Annotated in this window: 18 protein-coding genes; all 18 read left to right on the plus strand. The window is 46.9% G+C overall.

The genetic code is table 11. The features are described from left to right. Window positions 1-209 precede the first annotated feature (209 nt). The 18 genes from rpsB (at window position 210) to truB (ending at window position 20,540) form a co-directional block, all read left to right on the plus strand. Window positions 210-908 carry a 30S ribosomal protein S2 gene (gene rpsB, locus DFP97_RS05605; protein ID WP_114379004.1) on the plus strand — a complete coding sequence of 233 codons (699 nt, stop codon included), beginning with the start codon at window positions 210-212 and terminating at the stop codon, window positions 906-908. A gap of 161 nt (window positions 909-1,069) precedes the next feature. Beyond that, window positions 1,070-1,720 carry a translation elongation factor Ts gene (tsf, locus tag DFP97_RS05610; RefSeq protein WP_114379005.1) on the plus strand — a complete coding sequence of 217 codons (651 nt, stop codon included), beginning with the start codon at window positions 1,070-1,072 and terminating at the stop codon, window positions 1,718-1,720. 103 nt (window positions 1,721-1,823) lie between these two features. Then, complete coding sequence (pyrH, locus tag DFP97_RS05615) at window positions 1,824-2,552, plus strand: UMP kinase (RefSeq protein ID WP_114379248.1); 729 nt, start codon at window positions 1,824-1,826, stop codon at window positions 2,550-2,552. Then, window positions 2,552-3,106, plus strand: coding sequence for a ribosome recycling factor (frr, locus tag DFP97_RS05620; protein ID WP_114379006.1), 555 nt, complete (start codon window positions 2,552-2,554; stop codon window positions 3,104-3,106). Before pyrH ends, frr begins: the two co-directional genes overlap by 1 nt. Window positions 3,107-3,168: 62 nt before the next feature. Then, a complete protein-coding gene (locus DFP97_RS05625) occupies window positions 3,169-3,933 on the plus strand; it encodes an undecaprenyl pyrophosphate synthase (protein ID WP_114379007.1) in 765 nt (254 codons plus the stop codon). Between the two features lie 27 nt (window positions 3,934-3,960). Continuing rightward, window positions 3,961-4,755, plus strand: a complete 795-nt coding sequence (locus DFP97_RS05630; RefSeq protein ID WP_114379008.1) for a phosphatidate cytidylyltransferase — start codon at window positions 3,961-3,963, stop codon at window positions 4,753-4,755. 17 nt (window positions 4,756-4,772) lie between these two features. Continuing rightward, window positions 4,773-5,912, plus strand: a complete 1,140-nt coding sequence (locus tag DFP97_RS05635; protein WP_114379009.1) for a 1-deoxy-D-xylulose-5-phosphate reductoisomerase — start codon at window positions 4,773-4,775, stop codon at window positions 5,910-5,912. An 85-nt stretch (window positions 5,913-5,997) separates the two neighbouring features. Beyond that, window positions 5,998-7,260: an RIP metalloprotease RseP gene (rseP, locus tag DFP97_RS05640; protein ID WP_114379010.1), complete on the plus strand. Its 1,263-nt coding sequence runs from the start codon at window positions 5,998-6,000 to the stop codon at window positions 7,258-7,260. 10 nt (window positions 7,261-7,270) lie between these two features. Next, a complete protein-coding gene (proS, locus tag DFP97_RS05645) occupies window positions 7,271-8,719 on the plus strand; it encodes a proline--tRNA ligase (protein ID WP_114379011.1) in 1,449 nt (482 codons plus the stop codon). A 43-nt stretch (window positions 8,720-8,762) separates the two neighbouring features. Then, a complete protein-coding gene (locus tag DFP97_RS05650) occupies window positions 8,763-13,070 on the plus strand; it encodes a PolC-type DNA polymerase III (RefSeq protein WP_114379012.1) in 4,308 nt (1,435 codons plus the stop codon). A gap of 168 nt (window positions 13,071-13,238) precedes the next feature. Then, on the plus strand, window positions 13,239-13,700 hold the full coding sequence (rimP, locus tag DFP97_RS05655) for a ribosome maturation factor RimP (protein ID WP_114379013.1): 462 nt from the start codon (window positions 13,239-13,241) through the stop codon (window positions 13,698-13,700). A gap of 137 nt (window positions 13,701-13,837) precedes the next feature. Continuing rightward, entirely contained in the window at window positions 13,838-14,935 is a 1,098-nt protein-coding gene (gene nusA / locus DFP97_RS05660; protein ID WP_114379014.1) for a transcription termination factor NusA, read from the plus strand. Between the two features lie 44 nt (window positions 14,936-14,979). Then, the gene (gene rnpM, locus DFP97_RS05665) at window positions 14,980-15,294 is read left to right on the plus strand and encodes an RNase P modulator RnpM (RefSeq protein ID WP_114379015.1); all 315 of its coding nucleotides are present in this window, start codon (window positions 14,980-14,982) and stop codon (window positions 15,292-15,294) included. Continuing rightward, window positions 15,281-15,613, plus strand: coding sequence for a L7Ae/L30e/S12e/Gadd45 family ribosomal protein (locus DFP97_RS05670; protein WP_114379016.1), 333 nt, complete (start codon window positions 15,281-15,283; stop codon window positions 15,611-15,613). Before rnpM ends, DFP97_RS05670 begins: the two co-directional genes overlap by 14 nt. Window positions 15,614-15,677: 64 nt before the next feature. Further along, a complete protein-coding gene (gene infB, locus DFP97_RS05675; RefSeq protein ID WP_245975961.1) occupies window positions 15,678-18,272 on the plus strand; it encodes a translation initiation factor IF-2 in 2,595 nt (864 codons plus the stop codon). Window positions 18,273-18,279: 7 nt separating this feature from the next. Next, complete coding sequence (gene rbfA, locus DFP97_RS05680; protein WP_114379018.1) at window positions 18,280-18,636, plus strand: 30S ribosome-binding factor RbfA; 357 nt, start codon at window positions 18,280-18,282, stop codon at window positions 18,634-18,636. Further along, window positions 18,633-19,622 carry a DHH family phosphoesterase gene (locus DFP97_RS05685; protein ID WP_114379019.1) on the plus strand — a complete coding sequence of 330 codons (990 nt, stop codon included), beginning with the start codon at window positions 18,633-18,635 and terminating at the stop codon, window positions 19,620-19,622. Before rbfA ends, DFP97_RS05685 begins: the two co-directional genes overlap by 4 nt. A gap of 3 nt (window positions 19,623-19,625) precedes the next feature. Next, the gene (gene truB, locus DFP97_RS05690) at window positions 19,626-20,540 is read left to right on the plus strand and encodes a tRNA pseudouridine(55) synthase TruB (RefSeq protein WP_114379020.1); all 915 of its coding nucleotides are present in this window, start codon (window positions 19,626-19,628) and stop codon (window positions 20,538-20,540) included. Window positions 20,541-20,547: the final 7 nt, after the last annotated feature.

Raw genomic sequence — 20,547 nt, forward strand, 5'->3', positions numbered from 1 at the left:
CTTTTACCTCTAGCAGCATGTCAAACAATCTCATGTTTATTTATAATCGTTTGTTGCACCAGGCATGTATTTATGGTATATTAATTCACGGTGTTAAAAACGCACGCAGGTCAATTTTGCCAACGGTGCTTCCGCACGGCGGAAGTTTTGGCGAAAGATGCGACTGGCGGAGGAGCACTAAAAAAACCATTACAGGAGGTGTTGAAGAAATGGCGGTTATTTCCATGAAACAGCTACTAGAAGCTGGGGTACACTTCGGTCATCAGACTCGTCGTTGGAACCCGAAGATGGATCGTTATATCTTCACAGAAAGAAACGGGATTTACATTATCGACTTGCAAAAAACGGTTAAGAAAGTTGACGAAGCGTACAACTTTGTTAAATCGATCGCTGCTGACGGCGGCACTATGTTGTTCGTAGGTACGAAAAAACAAGCTCAGGATTCCGTGAAAGAAGAAGCAGAACGTTGCGGCAACTTCTACATCAACCAACGTTGGCTCGGCGGAACTTTGACTAACTTCCAAACGATTCAAAAACGTATTGACCGTTTGAAACAGCTTGAGAAGTGGGAAGAGGACGGCACTTTCGAAGTTCTTCCTAAGAAAGAAGTTATTATTCTTCGCAAAGAAAAAGACCGTTTGGAAAAATTCCTTGGCGGTATTAAAGGAATGAAAGGTTTGCCAAGCGCGTTGTTCATTATCGATCCGCGCAAAGAGCGTATCGCTGTTGCGGAAGCTCGTAAACTTGGTATTCCAATCGTTGGTATCGTCGACACGAACTGTGATCCGGACGAAATCGACTATGTTATCCCAGGTAACGACGATGCAATTCGTGCCGTTAAGCTGCTGACTGCGAAAATGGCTGATGCAATCGTTGAAGCTAACCAAGGCGAGCAAACAACGGCTTAATTTAGAATTTCCGGTAAGTCAACAAAGGGTGGTCAGATGGTGAAAAACCTCTCACTGCCCTTTTTTTGAACGAAAATGATTTGTTAAAATGATGTAAACAAACCAATAATGCATAAGAATGTGAAGCCAATATTGCTTCAAAAATTTTAGGAGGGTTTATGATGGCGGTTAGTGCTAGCGCGGTAAAGGAACTACGTGAAAGAACAGGAGCAGGAATGCTCGATTGCAAAAAAGCTTTGGATGAAACAAACAACGATATCGAAAAGGCGATTGCAGTGCTTCGTGAAAAAGGTTTGGCTGCTGCAGCAAACAAAGCTGGACGTATTGCAACTGAAGGCGTAGTTGAGTCGTATATCCATGCAGGCGGCCGTATCGGCGTTATCGTAGAAGTTAACTGCGAAACAGACTTTGTTGCAAAAACAGATCAGTTCCGTGAATTTGCAAGAGACGTTGCGATGCAAATCGCGGCTGCTAACCCGAAATTTGTTCGTCGCGAAGAGGTTCCTGGCGATGAGCTTGAAAAAGAACGCGAAATTTTGAAAGCTCAAGCACTAAACGAAGGTAAGCCTGAAAAAATCGTAGAGAAAATGGTTGAAGGCCGTATCTCTAAATACTATGAAGAATATTGCTTGTTGGAGCAATCCTTCATCAAAGACCCAGACAAAACAATCTCGGCTTTGCTAAATGAAAAAATTAACACAATCGGTGAGAATATCTCGATCCGTCGTTTCGTTCGTTACGAGCTGGGCGAAGGACTTGAGAAAAAAGTAGACAATTTCGTTGAAGAGGTTATGGCTCAAGCGAAACTTTAATCCGAACGCACAGGCGGGGCGGGGCGTCCGCCCCGCCTGCTTGTATAAATAGAACATAATTGAATGACCTCATCACTTGAGGTGCATGATGGAGGTAATAATGTTGGAACAGCCTGTGTATAAACGTATCGTTTTGAAAGTTAGCGGTGAATCATTATCCGGACAGGAAGGCTATGGCATTGAAGCAAATGTGATTGCTTCTATTGCTGAACAGGTGAAGGAAGTTATTGCGCTTGGCGTTGAAGTGGCTATCGTTGTCGGCGGAGGAAATATTTGGCGCGGGATTGCTGGTACAGCTAAGGGAATCGACCGTGCGACTGCTGACTACATGGGCATGTTGGCCACAGTTATGAATTCACTAGCTCTTCAAGACGCACTGGAACAAATCGATGTGCCAACCCGCGTACAAACGTCGATCGCTATGCAGCAAATTGCTGAGCCTTACATAAGACGTCGTGCGATTCGTCATTTGGAGAAAGGTCGCGTAGTTATTTTCGCGGCAGGAACAGGTAATCCGTTTTTCTCGACAGATACGACAGCGGCTTTGCGCGCAGCGGAAATTGAAGCGGAAGTTATTTTGATGGCGAAAAACAAAGTGGATGGCGTCTACTCGGCTGATCCATTTAAAGATAGTTCGGCTGAAAAATTTGAGGAGCTTACATACCTTGATATGCTGAACCGGAATTTAGGAGTTATGGATTCAACAGCTTCCTCGCTTTGTATGGACAACAATATTCCGCTTATCGTATTTGCGATTACTGAGAAAGGGAATATTAAACGCGTCGTCCTGGGTGAGAAAATCGGAACGATTGTGAAAGGAAGTGCGAAATAGTGCCACAAGAAGTCAAGAAAAACGCAGAAGAACGGATGGAAAAAGCAATTTCGGCGATGAAGCGCGATTTATCGTCGTTGCGCGCAGGTAAAGCAAATCCTGCATTGCTTGATCGTATTCAAGTTGAATACTATGGGGCTATGACGCCGCTTAATCAACTTGCAAACATTAATACGCCTGACTCGCGCACGTTGTTCATTCAGCCGTGGGACAAATCGTCTATGTCTGCTATTGAAAAAGCTATTATGAAATCGGATCTTGGCTTAAATCCGTCAAATGATGGAGTCTCCATTCGTATTTCGATCCCGCCGCTAACAGAAGAGCGTCGAGCCGAATTGGTGAAAACTTCTAAAAAGTTCGGTGAAGATGCAAAAGTAGCTATCCGTAACATTCGCCGCGATGCGAACGACGCTGTGAAGAAGATGGAGAAAACAACGATTTCCGAAGACGAATCGCGCGGTCATCAAGAAGATATTCAGAAAGCTACCGATAAATTCATTGCGGAAGTCGACAAAGTACTAGCAGCAAAAGAGAAAGAAATTATGGAAGTATAATGATACTCTGGGCCCCTCCGACAGGTGGGGTTTGGTTTTGATTTCGGTTGGGAGGAACGAAGATGATCGAGCGACTTTGGGCCAAATTAAGCAAATCGTCCCTTCAGCCGGCTGATCCTGGGGCCTTTGAGAATGTGCCTGAGCATGTTGCTATTATTATGGATGGGAACGGCCGCTGGGCTAAGGATCGTGGATTGCCGCGAATGGCAGGTCACCATTCCGGTATGAAAGCGGTCAAACGCATTACGATAGCAGCAGATCGACTTGGCGTCAAATATTTGACGTTATATGCGTTTTCAACAGAAAATTGGAAGCGACCGAAAGCTGAAGTGGATTTCCTCATGAAATTACCTCAGCAATTTTTGGAAATAGAACTAGATGAACTGATTGCCAACAATGTGCAGGTCAGGATGATGGGACATAAAGAGGATCTGCCTCCATTTACGATTAGCGCAGTGGAAGAGGCAATTGTTAAAACGGCAAATAATACAGGTCTTGTATTAAATTTTGCGTTAAATTACGGCAGCCGGAAGGAAATGCTGGAAGCGGTAAAGGATATTGCGGCTGATGTTCAACAAGGTCGTTTGGCTATAGAAGATATTGACGATAAGGTAATGGCCGATCGCTTGCTTACAAGCGGCCTGCCCGATCCTGATTTGCTCATACGAACAAGCGGAGAGCTGCGCCTTAGTAATTTTATGATGTGGCAGTTAGCCTATAGTGAATTGTGGTTTACGGATGTGTATTGGCCGGAGTTTACAGAAGCGCATTTTCATGAAGCGATTTTGGAATATCAGCGGCGTGCACGTCGATACGGTGGATTGTAGCTTCAAGTATCGGAGTGTGACTTTTCATTGAGACAACGAATTATTACCGGTGTTGCTGCAGGCGCGCTGTTTATAACCTTAACAGTAGTCGGAGGGTGGATATATACCGGTTTACTTGTATTGCTCGCAATTATCGGATTTACTGAATATGCTCGTATGAACGGCGTAGCATGGTCGCATCCTTCTTCATTACTCGGTTATGCGGGCGTGCTTTTGTTCGTGCTTCCTTGGTCAGACTGGGGAATTGTCATTCCTTCGGTGTTAACGATCGTGTGGATGCTTGCTTTCTTGCTGCTTGCTTTAACCGTAATTACGAAAAACCAAACCACAATAGACGGCGCTGCGCTCATGTTGCTTGGCGCTTTATATGTAGGTTACGGATTTGCCGCCATGATTGAAGTTCGTCAGGTGGAGCTGCACGGATTATTTTGGACATTTTTATCGTTCGGATGCATCTGGGCATCGGATATCGGAGCTTATTTTACAGGACGGGCATTCGGTAAAACAAAGCTTTGGCCATCCATAAGTCCAAATAAAACGATTGAAGGAGCACTTGGCGGTGTTGCGCTGTCTCTAGTAGTTTCGACAATGTTCGCGTGGTTTGCTCCCGAACTTATTGATTTACCGAAAGCACTGCTTATCGGCTTAATCGCAGCTGTTGCAGGTCAGTTCGGAGATTTAATTCAATCCGCTTATAAACGAGTGCGGGATATTAAGGATACAGGAACGCTCTTACCGGGACATGGCGGTGTTCTTGACCGATGTGACAGTTGGCTTATCGTATTTCCGCTATTGCTGCTGACGGAGCTGCTTCCCGTATAAGTCAGGAGGATTTTCGCATGAAAAAAATAAGCATTTTAGGTTCCACTGGATCAATCGGTACACAAACGTTAGATATTGTGGCTCATGATCCTGAGCGTTATAAGGTAGTTGGCTTGACCGCTGGCGCAAATGTCGAATTGGTCATTGAACAAGCCAAGCAATTTAAGCCTGCTATTGTGAGTGTTGCTTCAAAAACGGACGCGGACGCCATTCGGCCTCAATTGCCGGCAGGCACGAGAGTCGTGTACGGCGAAGAGGGACTGATCGAGGTTGCGGCAGGAACCGATGCGGATACCGTCGTCACCGCGATTGTCGGAAGCCGGGGCTTACCTGCAACTTTAGCTGCAATCAATGCAGGTAAAACGATTGGTCTCGCGAATAAAGAAACGCTCGTAACTGCGGGACATATCGTCATGGAACGTGCGAAGCAGCGAAATGTCTCGATTTTGCCAATCGACAGCGAACATTCCGCGATCTTTCAGTGCTTGAACGGTGAAAACCGACAATCGATCAAGCAGATTACGCTAACTGCGTCGGGCGGATCCTTTCGGGACCGCAGTAGAGAGCAGCTTGAAGGAGTAACTGTTGCAGAGGCCCTTAATCATCCGAATTGGGCGATGGGTGCAAAAATTACGATTGATTCTGCAACTATGGTGAACAAGGGCTTGGAAGTAATCGAAGCGAGATGGCTGTTCGATGTTACATATGATCAAATAGATGTCATTATTCATCCGGAGAGCATCATTCATTCTTATGTGGAGTTTTCCGATAATAGCATAATTGCCCAGCTCGGGCTGCCTGATATGCGCGTACCGATTCAATACGCATTATCGTATCCGGAACGAAACGCAACCCCGACTAACCGGCTGAATTTGGCTGAAATCGGCAAGCTGCATTTTCGCGAGATGGATTTCGACAGATATCCTTGCTTGCGGCTGGCATTTGAATGCGGCCGTCAGGGCCAATCGGCGCCTGCCGTGTTCAATGCGGCTAATGAGGTGGCTGTTGCACGCTTTCTAAAGGGTGAGATTACGTTTCTTGATATTGAACGGATATTGGAAACGGTAGTAAGTCGTCATCAAGCGTCGGACTTGAATGACTTACAGATGATTGCAGAAGTGGACGCGTGGGCGCGCCGGTTGGCAGAATCCGTTTAACGGACAAATACCGGTTCTCTTGTATCGGACGGGAGAATAATGATAATCTATGTACAGGCCGTAACGAACAGGAGGCTTCAACTCAATGCACATGATTCAGGTCGTTTTTTTGACCGTACTCGTTTTTTTCGTTATCGTAACGATCCATGAATGGGGTCATTACTTTTTCGCTAAACGGGCAGGTATTTTAGTTCGAGAATTTGCAATCGGCTTCGGGCCAAAACTTTTTTCCTTGAAGCGCGGGGAGACCAGATATACGCTTAGACTCATACCTGCAGGCGGCTTCGTTCGTATGGCGGGAGAGGATCCGGAAATTGTCGATGTTCAGCCAGGTCAAACGGTAGCCGTTCGTGTGAAAGATAATTTGGTCACCCGCCTTTACTTGGATCGTCTCGATGAGCGAAGCGGTGTTATTCGCGGTGAGGTTCTCTCGATTGATTTGGAAAACAAGCTTTCTATTTCATTGGACATAGAAGGTGAGACAGAAAGCTATTCGGTGCATCCTCAAGCTTTAATGATTACAAAAGGGAAAGAAACACAAATTGCACCGATTGATAGACAGTTCGGAAGCAAGACGGTAGGGCAGCGCGCGCTAGCTATTTTTGCGGGTCCGATGATGAACTTCATTCTTGCGTTTGTGCTGTTTGGCGTGTATATTCAAATGTCAGGAATTCCTGAGCATGTTCTTATCAAAGAAGTAACGCCGGGCATGCCTGCGGAACAAGCAAAGCTGCAAAACAGCGATGTTATCGATGCGATTAATGGCCAGAAAATCGGAGCTGACTTCGGTAAAATGATCGATTTGATCGGCCAATCGGTCGGCGTACCGGTTACCCTCGATATTATTCGAAACGGGGTTGTGCAGAAGGTCGTGCTCACTCCAGTCGCTGATGCCGAAGGTGTCGGCAAGGTCGGGGTAACGCCTATGTATCAGACCCGTCCGGCTACCTTTGTTGAGACCATAAAAAATTCATCTCTTCTGATGAAAAATATGACAATCAGCATTTTTGACGGATTTAAAAAACTTATTTTGGGTCAATTTAAGCTGGATGATTTAGGCGGGCCGGTACGAACGGCGGAAGTAACCAGCCAAATTGCTCAGCAGGGACTGGATAAGCTAACTTCGTGGACCGCGCTGCTCAGCTTGTATCTAGGGATATTTAATTTACTTCCGATTCCGGCATTAGACGGTAGTCGTCTCATATTCCTCGGGATTGAAGCGATTCGCCGGCGTCCGATTGATCCAAACAGGGAGAGCATGGTGCATTTCGTTGGTTTTGCGCTTATTATGCTGCTCATGCTTGTTGTGACGTATAATGATATTTTACGATTGGTAAGAGGGGAGTAGTAAGTCGCTCATGTCTAAAGACAAACAGTTTGTAACTGAAATAACGCCTCAAAGCGAAGATTTCTCCAGATGGTATATTGATGTCATCAAAAAAGCCGAGCTCATGGATTATTCACCGGTTCGCGGTTGTATCGTATTTCGTCCGGAGGGCTATGAGTTATGGGAAAATATTCAACGCGATCTTGATCGTCGTTTTAAGGAAACAGGGCATCGGAATGCATATTTCCCTTTATTTATTCCTGAGAGCTTTTTTCAGAAGGAGAAGGAGCATGTTGAAGGGTTTAACCCTGAGCTCCCATGGGTTACGGAAGCGGCCGGCGAGAAGCTGGAAGAGCGTCTCGCTATTCGTCCGACGTCGGAAACGATGTTTGGACATATGTATGCAAAGTGGATCCAATCGTATCGCGATCTGCCATTATTGATCAACCAATGGGCAAACGTTGTCCGTTGGGAGAAGCGGACGATGCCGTTTTTGCGGACGAGCGAGTTTCTATGGCAGGAAGGCCATACCGCCCATGAGACGGAAGAGGAAGCTCGTCAAGAAACGATGCAAATGCTAGATGTATATACGCAGTTTGTAGAAGAGTTTCTCGCCATTCCCGTTATTAAAGGCGAGAAGACGCCGTCGGAGCGATTTGCGGGTGCAGTCGATACTTATTCAATCGAAGCCATGATGAAGGACGGTAAAGCTGTCCAAGCAGGTACATCGCATTATCTCGGAAATAAGTTTGCCATCGCTTTCGATATTAAGTTTCTCGATCGTGAAAATTCGCTGCAGTTTGCCCATACAACTTCTTGGGGAGTAAGCACGCGACTTATAGGTGCGCTAATCATGGTTCACGGCGACGACCGCGGACTGGCTTTGCCGCCGAAGGTAGCACCGACACAAGTCATTATGATTCCAATTGGTCCGGCAAAAATGCGGGAGCAGGTTGTTGGACGCGTGGACGAGCTTTACGCTGAACTGAAGAAAGCCGGCGTTCGAGTGCGTGTCGACGACCGCGCTGACGTTAGTCCCGGCTGGAAATTTAACGAATACGAAATGCGCGGCGTTCCGCTTCGCCTTGAGCTTGGGCCTCGTGATATGGAAAATGGACAAGTCGTTCTTGTTTCCCGTATTACCGGCGAGAAGCGTGTTGTTCAGCAAGCGAACCTCATTGCTGAAGTAGAAACGATGCTGGCTGAAACACAGCGTGAAATGTTCGAGAGAGCAAAGCAGTTCCGAATCGACAACTCGCGTAACGTTGATACATTAGATGAAATGAAGAGCTTCCTCGAGGAGCAGCGCGGATTCGTAGAAGCCGGATGGTGCGGCTCAGCCTCCTGCGAGAAGCAGGTTAAAGAAGAAACAGGAGCCACTAGCCGTAATATTCCTTTTGTACCAACTGTACAAAAGAAAGCATGTCTCGTATGCGGCGATGATTCCAAGCATACTGTCGTGTTTGCACGTGCTTATTAAGAACTGAAGCTGGTTCGGTTCGGATCTTAAGGAGTGAAGTTGTATGAGCCAAACCGCGGACAAGCGGCAGCGTTTCGAGCTGCTTTTGAAGCAGACGGAACTGCCGCATGAACTTATTCAAAATTATTTTCAAGATGGTTATATCGATCAAGTTATCGTTAGCAACAGCAATCGAGAATGGACGTTTTGCATCCGCAAAACGTCCATGGTGCCTTTACAGGCCTATAATGGGCTATGTCAAGCAGCAAAGATGAAGTTTGAGCATATCGCAGCCGTATCCTTTTTGTTCATCTATGATCCTGTAGTTGAAACCGAGTCGATCGTCCTTCAATATTGGGGTTTGTTCATGGAATGGGCCCAGCGGGAAATTGCATCTGTTAATGGATGGCTTCAAAAAGCAAGTATCGAGGTAGAGGGTGACGTGCTGACGTTATCGCTTCTCGATACAACCGGCCTGGAGCTTGCGCGGAAGAAGCGTCTGGATGATGATATTGTCCGTTTTTACAGCACTTATTTTCAGCGAAATTGTAAAGTTAAAATGATTGTCAGCGAAGCAAGGCAAGAAATAATCGACGAATATGCGCTCAGGATTGTTCAAGAAGAGCGTGAATACGTACAACAGCTAATGGCCAGCTCGCAGTCTGAGGCAGAAGAAGTTGACGAGGGCGAGGTGCGCTTGGCAGTTGGCTATGATATTAAAGAAGAGCCAGTGCCGCTGATGAATATCATTGAGGAAGAGAAGAAAATTACGGTCCAGGGAGCGGTTTTCGGGCTCGATGTAAAAGAGCTTCGTAACGGCAGCACCTTGTTTACGTTCAACGTCACCGATTTCTCCGACTCGATCGCTATGAAAATGTTCGCCAAGACGAAGGACGACGTTAAAATATTGAGTCAGCTCGCTAACGGTAAATGGGTCAAAGCACGCGGCCGTGTTGAATATGACCGGTTCATGCAGGAACCTGAGCTCGTTATGATGCCAAATGATTTGCATGAGGTTAAGGCTCCTCCGGATCGTATGGACAAAGCGGAAGAAAAACGGGTAGAATTTCATCTTCATACGACGATGAGTGCAATGGATGCAGTTACGCCTGTTGATGTATACATTAAGACGGCAGCAAAGTGGGGGCACAAAGCGATAGCCGTAACCGATCACAGTAATGTGCAATGTTACCCGGATGCAAATAAAGCAGCTAAAAAACATGGCATTAAAGTGCTTTTTGGCGTAGAAGCGAATGTCGTTAATGATGCGGTGCCGATGGTACTGGAGTCAAGACCCGAACCATTAGCTACGGCTCAATACGTCGTATTCGATATTGAGACAACTGGTCTTTCCGTCATCAACAACAAAATTATCGAGCTTGCAGGCGTGAAAATGAAGGACGGCAAAGAAATAGACCGTTTTTCAACGCTTCTTAACCCGCACGAAAAAATACCTTATCACATCACGCAATTGACGAATATTAATGATGACATGGTGAAGGATGCTCCGGATCTGGAGCCTAAGCTTCGCGAGTTTATCGATTTTATTGGGGATGACGTACTCGTTGCCCACAATGCCCGGTTTGATATCGGCTTTATCCAAGCCAATTGCAAGGCGCTTGGAATGCCGGAGGTCAAAAATCCGGTGCTTGATACACTGGAGTTGGCTCGCTTCATTCACCCGTCACTCAAAAACCATCGACTCAATACGCTGGCGGACAAATATAAGATTAGTCTTGAAAATCATCACCGCGCGGTTGATGATTCGCTTGCGCTTGGAGGCATTTTATACGGACTTATTGCCGATGCGGCAGAACGTAACATTACTAATTTACATCAATTAAATGATTATGTCGGCATTGATTTATCTAATACACGTCCTTTTCATTGCAATATTTATGCCTTAAACGCAGTTGGCAAGAAAAATTTATTTAAGCTTATTTCTTTATCCCATACTGAGTATTTCAAACGGGTGGCAACGATCCCCAAAAGCAAGCTTGTAGAGCTTAGAGATGGGCTGCTCGTTATATCGGGGTGCGAGAAAAGCGAATTTTTTGAAACCGTGCTAAATAAGTCGCTTGAGGAAGCAATCGAGGTGGCTCGTTTCTACGATGTGCTTGAAATACAGCCGATTGACTTCTATATGCATCTGGTGGAGAAGGGCTTAGTCGGCAGCCGTGCCGAGATTGAACAAGCACTGCGACGCATTTGCCAAATTGGAGATGAGCTGGGCAAGCCCATTATCGCGACTGGCAACGTTCATTATTTGAATCCGCGCGACAAGATGTACCGTGATATTACGATTCACGGAATTACTGGCTTCAGCCCGCTTAAGAGCATACGCAAGCCGGACGCTCATTTCCGAACGACGGATGAGATGCTTGAAGAATTTGCTTTCCTAGGGGAAGCAAGAGCGCGTGAAGTCGTAGTGACGAATACGGCCGAGCTTGCAGATCGGTTTGAGCCTTATGACATGTTTCCGAGCGGACTCTTCGCACCTATCATCGAAGGCGCTGACGAGGAAATCCGAAATACCTGCTATGAGACAGCGAAGTCCATGTATGGAGAAGAGCTTCCGCAGGTCGTGATCGACCGGCTGGAGAAAGAACTCGTTCCTATTATTAAATATAAATTTTCGGCCAACTATCTCATATCAGAGAAGCTAGTCAAAAAGTCGAATGAGGACGGATACCTCGTAGGATCTAGGGGATCTGTAGGGTCATCGGTCGTAGCTACCTTCCTAGGCATCTCCGAGGTTAATCCGCTGCCTGCGCATTATTTGTGCAAAAATCCGGATTGCCGTCATAGCGAATGGTTTTTGGATGGCAGCGTTCCGAGCGGCTTTGACTTGCCGGACAAGCTTTGCCCGAACTGCGGCAAGCCGATGAAGGGTGAAGGACAGGATATTCCGTTCGAAACCTTCCTTGGCTTCAAAGGCGATAAGGTTCCCGATATCGATCTTAACTTTTCCGGTGATTACCAGCCGATCGCACACAACTACACGAAAGTGCTGTTCAGCGAGAAATGTGTTTTCCGTGCGGGCACGATCGGTACGGTAGCGGAGAAAACAGCATATGGCTTCGCCAAGAAATATGAAGAGGAGCATAACAAAAAATGGCGCGGCGCTGAGCTTGCGAGACTTGCAAGCGGCTGTACGGGCGTAAAGCGCAGTACAGGCCAGCATCCCGGCGGTATTGTCGTTGTTCCAGATTATATAGATGTCGAGGACATTACTCCGGTTCAATATCCTGCGGACGATGTGAACGCGGAATGGAAGACCACGCACTTCGATTATCATGCTTTTGACGAAAACCTGCTGAAGCTCGATATACTCGGTCACGATGATCCGACCATGATGCGGATGCTTCAGGACTTAACGGGCGTTGATCCAACGACCATTCCAATGAATGATCCGAAGGTTATGAGCATGTTCAACTCAACGAAAGCACTTAATGTACCTGGCGAACAGATCCGTTCCTCGGTAGCGACATATGGCGTACCTGAGATGGGAACAAAATTCGTTCGGCAGATGCTTCAAGAGACGCAGCCGTCATCGTTTGCCGATCTACTGCAAATTTCCGGATTGTCGCATGGTACGGGGGTTTGGCTTGGCAATGCGCAGGAGCTGATCAAGAATGGAACCTGCAACATTAAGACCGTTATTGGCTGCCGGGACGATATTATGCTTTATTTAATTTATAAAGCGGGCATGGATGCCGGTCTAGCTTTCAAAATTACGGAAAGCGTTCGTAAAGGTAAAGGGCTGACGCCGGAATGGATAGAAGAGATGAAGCGCTGCAAGGTCCCTCAGTGGTACATTGATTCCTGCCTGCGCATCGAATATATGTTTCCGAAGGCGCATGCGGCGGCATATGTTATATCTGCTGTTCGCACCGCTTATTTCAAGCTTTATTATCCAATCGAGTTTTATGCCACTTACTTTACGGTAAGAGCCGACGATTTCGATCTGGAGCTTCTCTGCCAAGGGTACGACGCTATTTTGCGTAAGCTGATAGAAATAGAAGCAAAAGGGTTTAACGCACTGCCGAAGGAGAAAAACATGGTTTCCCAGTTAGAAATGTCGCTCGAGATGACGGCACGCGGCTTTTCCTTTAAACCGATTGATTTGTACCGGTCAGATGCAACGAAGTTCCTGGTAGACGGAGACTCGCTTATTCCGCCGTTTGCAGCAATAGCAGGGATAGGGGATAACGCTGCGCGCAATATTGCGGCTTCAAGAGCTGATGGCGAATATTTATCGATAGAAGATTTCCAAATGAAATCGAAGGCGACAAAGACGATCATCGAGGTGCTTGGGAACATGGGCTGCTTCCGCGGATTACCGGAATCAAACCAGCTTTCGTTGTTTTAATAAGGCTAGGCTAGAAAAGATTTCTTGTCACTCTATAGCGGTTATGTTATAATTTTTCTGGCAATGATGATGATAAAGACTTTGATGCAGAAGAGTGGGGAAACCCACTCTTTACGTTTTGTAATCGGCAAAATGGCATAGTGCGTATAAACAGGAGGTCAACTGAATTTGAGTACATCCAAAATCAAAACCGCCGTTGAGGATTTGGTTCAGCCCTATCTCAGCAGCAATGGATTTGAACTGGTTGATATTGAGTACGTCAAGGAAGGCGGCAACTTTTTCCTTCGCATCTTCGTGGATAAAGAAGGCGGGATCGATATTGATGATTGCGGCCGTATCAGCGAATACGTCAGCGAGCAGCTGGATAAGAATGATCCAATTACGGACGCTTATTTTTTAGAGGTTTCTTCGCCTGGAGCAGAAAGACCGCTTAAGAAAGAAGAAGATGTCCGCAAGGCAATCGGAAAGAACGTTTTCTTAACGACATATGAACCGATTAGCGGCGCTAAAGAATTTGAAGGGCTGCTGCTTGCATTTGACGGAGAAAATGCGGTTGTCCGCACCGGCAAGAGGGAGTATACGATTCCTTACGCTAAGGTGGCAAGCGCCAGGCTTGCAATCGTGTTCTAAAATATAAGTAAGCATATGCTATATCTTTATATGATGCTTATATTTCACCGCGCGACCCGGACGGCTCTCGAGAACGTCACCTGTCTTTTATGCTTGACTGATTCGTTTTATATATTGAAAGGGGGAACTCCGTTCCAATGAGCATGGATTTTATTGAAGCATTACAGGAAATCGAAAGAGATAAGGGGATTACCAAAGATGTGCTCCTGGAAGCTATTGAGGCTGCACTAATCTCTAGTTACAAACGGAATTTTAATACGGCGCAAAACGTACGTGTTGATATTAACCGTCATACCGGCGTTATTAAAGTATATGCCCGCAAAACGGTCGTCGATGAAGTGCTTGACCCGCGCCTCGAAATTACAGTGGAGGCGTCCCGTGAAATCAATCCGCATTATCAGCTTGATGATGTAGCGGAAATTGAAGTTACGCCCCGCGACTTCGGACGAATTGCTGCTCAAACGGCAAAGCAGGTCGTAACACAGCGGATTCGTGAAGCAGAGCGCGGTCTTATTTACAATGCGTTTATCGATAAAGAAGAGGATATCGTCAACGGTATTGTTCAACGCCAGGACGTTCGCAATTTATTCGTCGATCTGGGTAAGGTTGAGGCTGTATTGCCTTTGACGGAGCTCATGCCGACGGACAAATTCAAGCACGGCGATCGTGTGAAGTCGTATATTACGAAAGTGGAGAATACGACTAAGGGGCCTCAAATTATACTATCCCGAACGCATCCGGGTCTCTTAAAACGATTGTTCGAGCTCGAGGTTCCGGAAATTTACGACGGCGTCGTTGAAATACGTTCAGTAGCACGCGAAGCTGGCTTCCGTTCGAAAATTGCAGTCCACTCCCGCAACTCCGAGGTCGATCCGGTTGGTTCATGCGTTGGTCAAAAAGGACTGCGCGTTCAGACGATCGTTAACGAGCTGAAAGGCGAGAAAATCGATATCGTTCGATGGTCCGAGAGCGTAGATGAATATGTAGCGAATGCGCTCAGCCCATCCAAGGTGCTGGAAGTAATCGTGTTCGAGCAAGAGAAGATGGCTAGAGTCATCGTTCCTGATTATCAGTTGTCGCTTGCAATTGGCATTAAAGGTCAAAACGCAAGGCTCGCTGCAAAGCTGACAGGCTGGAAAATCGATATTAAGAGCGAGACGCAGGCAGAGCAAGAATACGGCCGTCCGAAGTCGCTAACGACAGTTATGCATCAGGATTCGGTTTCCATCGATTAATAATTACGAATGCGTCAATTCAGCTAGCAGAGGAGGGGTGTGCGGTGAGACCGAGAAAAGTACCGCTTCGCAAATGTGTCGCTTGTCAGGAGATGATGCCGAAGAAGGAACTCATTCGGATTGTGCGGACACCGGCCGAAGAGGTGCAAATTGACCTGACAGGCAAGAAAGCGGGCCGTGGCGCTTATTTGTGCGGTAAAGTGAGCTGCTTCAAATTAGCGAAGAAGACTAAGGCACTAGACCGGGCGCTTAAGCAGCATGTCGGCGAGCATATTTATGATCAGCTTGAGCAGGATTTTGCAGCGGTAGAGGAGCAGTTTATCGCAGGCAAGGAGCTGGTTAGCGATGAAGCAGAATAAAAGCTTATCCCAGCTTGGAATGGCGATGCGGGCCGGTAAATTGATTACGGGCGATGAAATCGTACTGAAAGCGGTAAGACATAAACAGGCGCATCTCGTCATTCTTGCCGGAGATGCTTCAGAGAATACAAAGAAAAAATTTCGAGACAAATGCAGCACCTACGGTATACAACTCGCCGAAGCATTCGACCGTGAGCAACTAGGAAAGGCGATTGGAAAGCCGGAACGCGTTGTACTAGCGGTAACCGATGCACAATTCGGGAAAATGATTGCGAGTCATCTGAGCCATAATACGGAGGTGGATAATATTGAACAATAAAGCAGACAGCAAGGACAATAATAAAGATAAGCTGCGCGTATATGAGTACGCTAAATCTCTCAATATGAGCAGCAAAGAAATTATTACGATTCTTAAACGGCTAAATTTGCCCGTCAATAACCATATGAGTGTAATGGAAAATGAGATGGTGCATAAGGTTGAAGGCTTTTTCCGCGATATTAAATCGAATGCTGCCGCAAAACGGGCACAGGAAACGACAAGCGTATCAGTTTCTTCTGCGCAGCCTATTGCTACCCGGCCGCAATCGCAGCAGCCGCAGCAGCATGAGAGAAAACCGCAGGCGCAGCCTCAAACCACAAACAATAATTTATCTCAAGATAGACAGGGGCCTATGAATTCTATTAATACGAAAACACAAACCAACCAACAGCAGAGTGAACAACGACCAGCGCAACAATCAAGCACCAACCGACCAGCGCAACAATCAAGCAACAACCGACCAGCGCAACAATCAAGCAGCAATCGTCCGGCACAATCAAATACTGCCCGCCCAGGACAAGGTCAAGGCGGACAAGGCAATCGTCCATCCGGTTCTAACGCAAGCCGTCCAGGACAAGGTCAAGGCGGTCAAAATAATCGTCCGGCACCATCCGGCCAGAACCGCAGCAGTCAAGGCGGACAAGGAAATACGAATAACCGTCCAGGCGCACCACGTCAAGACGCAGGCAGCCGTCCTGCGCCGCAAGGACAAAATCGTGCTTTTGAATCCAGACCAGCGCAAGGGCAAGCCCGTGCAAATGACGATCAAGCGAACAGAAAAGGTAAACCAAACCAAAAACGGTTTGACGATGCTAAAGTTAGCGGCTACAAAGGCAATAACAACCGTGGACCTAAAGGACGCGGCGGGAAATTCCAACAACAGCCTCCGCGCGAGAAGATTGATAATACACCTAAGAAGATTATCGTCCGCGGCACGATGACAGTCGGCGACTTAGCCAAGTTGCTTCACAAGGACGCATCAGAAGTTATCAAAAAGCTGATCTTCCTTGGTGTTATGGCTACAATTAACCAAGAGATCGACATGGATGCGATTCATTTGATCGCTTCCGACTACGGCGTAGAAGTCGAAGTGAAAATTCCGGTTGAGGAAGATTCGTTTGAAACCGTCGAAGAGACAGACGAAGATGAAAATTTGGTAGCCCGTCCTCCGGTTGTAACGATTATGGGTCACGTTGACCATGGTAAAACAACCTTGCTCGATGCGATTCGCAAAACGAACGTAACAGGCGGAGAAGCCGGAGGCATTACGCAGCACATCGGCGCTTACCAAGTTGAGATTAATCATAAAAAGATTACGTTCTTGGATACGCCTGGTCACGAAGCGTTTACGTTAATGCGTGCACGTGGTGCACAGGTGACGGACATTACAATTATCGTTGTAGCTGCTGATGACGGCATTATGCCTCAGACAGTTGAAGCAATCAACCACGCGAAAGCGGCTGGTGTGCCGATTATCGTAGCAGTTAACAAAATCGATAAGCCAGAAGCAAACGTTGACAAAATTAAGCAAGAGATGACTGAGTATGAACTTGTACCCGAGGAGTGGGGTGGCGATACGATTTTCGTCGAAGTTTCCGCGAAACAACGTATTGGACTCGAAGGTCTTCTTGAAATGATTTTGCTCGTAGCTGAGGTTAACGACTACAAAGCCAACCCGAACAAACGGGCGCGCGCTACTGTTATCGAAGCAGAACTCGACAAAGGGAAAGGACCGGTTGCACGTATTCTCGTACAGCACGGTACGCTCAAAATCGGAGATGCTTTCGTCGCGGGTAATTGCTTCGGCCGTGTCAGGGCAATGGTTAACGACAAAGGCCGCCGCTTAAAAGAAGCAGGTCCATCGACACCAATAGAAATTACGGGCCTAACGGAAGTGCCGCAAGCCGGAGATCCGTTTATGGTATTCGAAGACGAGCGCAAAGCACGTGCTATCGCAGACCGTCGTTCCATCAAACAGCGTCAATCGGAGATGGGCGCAAATACCCGCGTTACACTGGATGATTTGTATAGTCATATAAAAGATGGTGAAATTAAAGATCTGAACGTTATTATTAAATCGGACGTTCAAGGTTCTGCCGAGGCACTGAAAGGCTCGCTTGCTAAAATTGATATCGAAGGCGTTCGCGTTAAAATCATTCATAGCGGTGTTGGCGCGATTACAGAATCGGATATTATTTTAGCGTCGGCTTCCAATGCAATCGTTATCGGTTTTAACGTTCGTCCGGATCCGCAAGCGGAAGCGACGATCGCCCAAGAAAAAGTTGATGTGCGGATGCACCGCATCATTTACAACGTCATTGATGAAATCGAGCAAGCCATGAAGGGCATGCTTGATCCGATTTTCAAAGAAGTTGTAATCGGCCATGCAGAAGTGCGTAACGTATTCAAAGTGACAAAGGTAGGTGCGATTGCCGGCTGTATGATTACTTCCGGGAAGATCACTCGCTCCGCTGAAGCGCGTCTTATCCGTGGCGGAATTGTCGTATACACGGGTAAGATCGATTCCCTCAAGCGTTTTAAAGATGATGCTAAAGAAGTTGCTCAAGGCTATGAGTGCGGCATAACGCTTGATCGTTACAACGATGTAAGAGAAGGAGACACGATCGAAGCGTTTGTCATGGAATCAGTAGAGAGGTGAGTATAGCATGGCAAAAATCCGTGTAGGACGGGTCGGCGAGCAAATTAAAAAAGAGCTGAGCCAAATTATACAAACAGAACTAAAAGATCCAAGGATCGGTTTCATTACCGTTACAGGTGTGGAAGCAACGAGTGATCTGTCACAAGCGAAAGTATATCTAAGCGTGCTTGGAAGCGATGAGCAGAAGGAAGCAACGCTTAAAGCTCTGGCAAGCGGAACAGGCTTTATCCGTTCTGAGCTGGGTAAGCGGATGCGGCTTCGTCATACACCAGTAATACTGTTCAAGTTTGACAGCAGTATAGAATACGGAAGCCGTATCGAAGCTTTGCTTGAAAACATTAACAGCGGGAATCAAACTCGATGACCATACAAGGCAGCTATTTGGAGCAGCTGGATGAAGCACTGGCGTTTATGAGGAGTGCGGAAAGCTTCCTCGTCGTATCGCATGTCCAGCCGGATGGTGATGCAATCAGTTCTACTGTAGTTGTAGGCTGGCTGCTTCAAAAGCTGGGTAAGTCGGCCGTGATGATGAACGAAGACGAGCTGCCGTCCAGACTGAGTTACTTGTACCAATTCGATTCAATCATCAATTATCAGCTTGAAGCCACTAAGCAGACGTACGACGCCATAATTGCCATAGACTGTGCTGATTTTAGGCGGATCGGAGAAGTATCGGGCAGCTTTGCCCCTGAAGCGAAGCTGCTTAATATCGATCATCATCCTACGAACAACGGCTTTGGCTCCGTTAATGTTATCCGTGCCGAAGCGGCAGCAACAGTAGAAATTTTGTTTGATTTGATCGAGCATGCAGGTATTTCACTTGACTTAGATTGCGCCACAGCCATTTATACGGGACTACTAACCGATACAGGCGGATTCCGCTATTCCAATACAAGTCCCCGCGTCATGGAGATAGCATCGCGGTTGCTTGCAGTTGGCGTATCCGGAAATGAATTGGCCGATCATTTGCTTGAGAAAATGACGATGGCTAAGTTAAAGCTGCTGCAAATCGCCTTAAACCGTTTGGAGTTTACAGATAATTTGGAGATCGGCTGGGTATTCATCGGCAAAGATGACTTGCGTGACACGGGTGCGGTATCTGAGGACCTAGAAGGCATTGTTAATTATGCGCTTAATGTTGACGGTGTCGAGGTTGGCATTTTGTTTAAAGAAACAGAAGACGGCGCTGTCAAAGCGAGTCTCCGTTCTGCAGGTAAAGCGAATGTTGCTGCTATAGCACAGTCGTTTGGCGGGGGCGGGCATGTCAGAGCAGCGGGATGCCGGCTGGAAGGTCCATTATCTGACGCAATTAGTCAGCTAGTTGAAGCAGTAAGAAAGGCGTTGGTTTAAACGATGGACGGCATTTTGGCAGTTTGGAAGCCTGAAGGCTGGACTTCTCACGATGTGGTTGCGAAAGTTAGACGTATCCTGAAGATGAAGCGTATCGGACATGCAGGAACGCTTGATCCTATGGTGACCGGTGTATTGCCGCTATGTCTCGGACGTGCCACACGAGTGGTTGAATATGTTCAAGAACGGCCCAAAGCCTATGAAGCCGTATTGCAGCTTGGCATCGCAACCGATACAGAGGATCTGACCGGAACGGTTATTGAGCAGCAATCGTCAGTAGACGTTACAGAGTTTGATGTTCGTGAGGCTCTTAAACGCTTTGAGGGAGAGATTGAACAGATACCTCCGATGTATTCCGCGGTCAAAATCGAGGGTAAGCGGCTTTACGAGCTGGCCAGAGAAGGCAAAACGGTGGAACGGAAGCCGAGATTAGTTACTATTCACAAAATAGAGCTAATTGACGCGCAGCTGGAGTTGGAACATCCCAAAATCTCTTTTTCGGTCGTATGTTCAAAGGGGACTTATATCCGCACATTATGTGTGGATATTGGCAAAGCGTTAGGGGTACCTGCTGCAATGGCTCATTTGACGCGTACGATGTCTGGCGGCATCACGAAAGAGAGCTGCTTGACGCTTGAGCAAATCGAGCAATTGCAGCAATCCGGTACGTTAAGCGAGCATTTAATTGCTGCAGATGAAGCTATTACGCATTTGGAGCGTGCAGAGGTTCCAGTATCAATCGGCAGGCTTGCGCTACAGGGGCAAAAGGTTGGTTTGGAACATGCTGGTATAAGAGCTTTAGACAGCGAAGCGGGAAAACTTATTCGTCTATATAATGACGATAATTCGTTTCTCGGGATATTTCAGATCGACACGGAGGCCGCTGTATTCAAGCCAGTCAAAGTTTTTTCTGCTTGAGCAGTCG

The sequence above is a fragment of the Paenibacillus prosopidis genome (assembly GCF_003337375.1).
GTDB classification, from domain to species: Bacteria; Bacillota; Bacilli; order Paenibacillales; family Paenibacillaceae; genus Pristimantibacillus; species Pristimantibacillus prosopidis.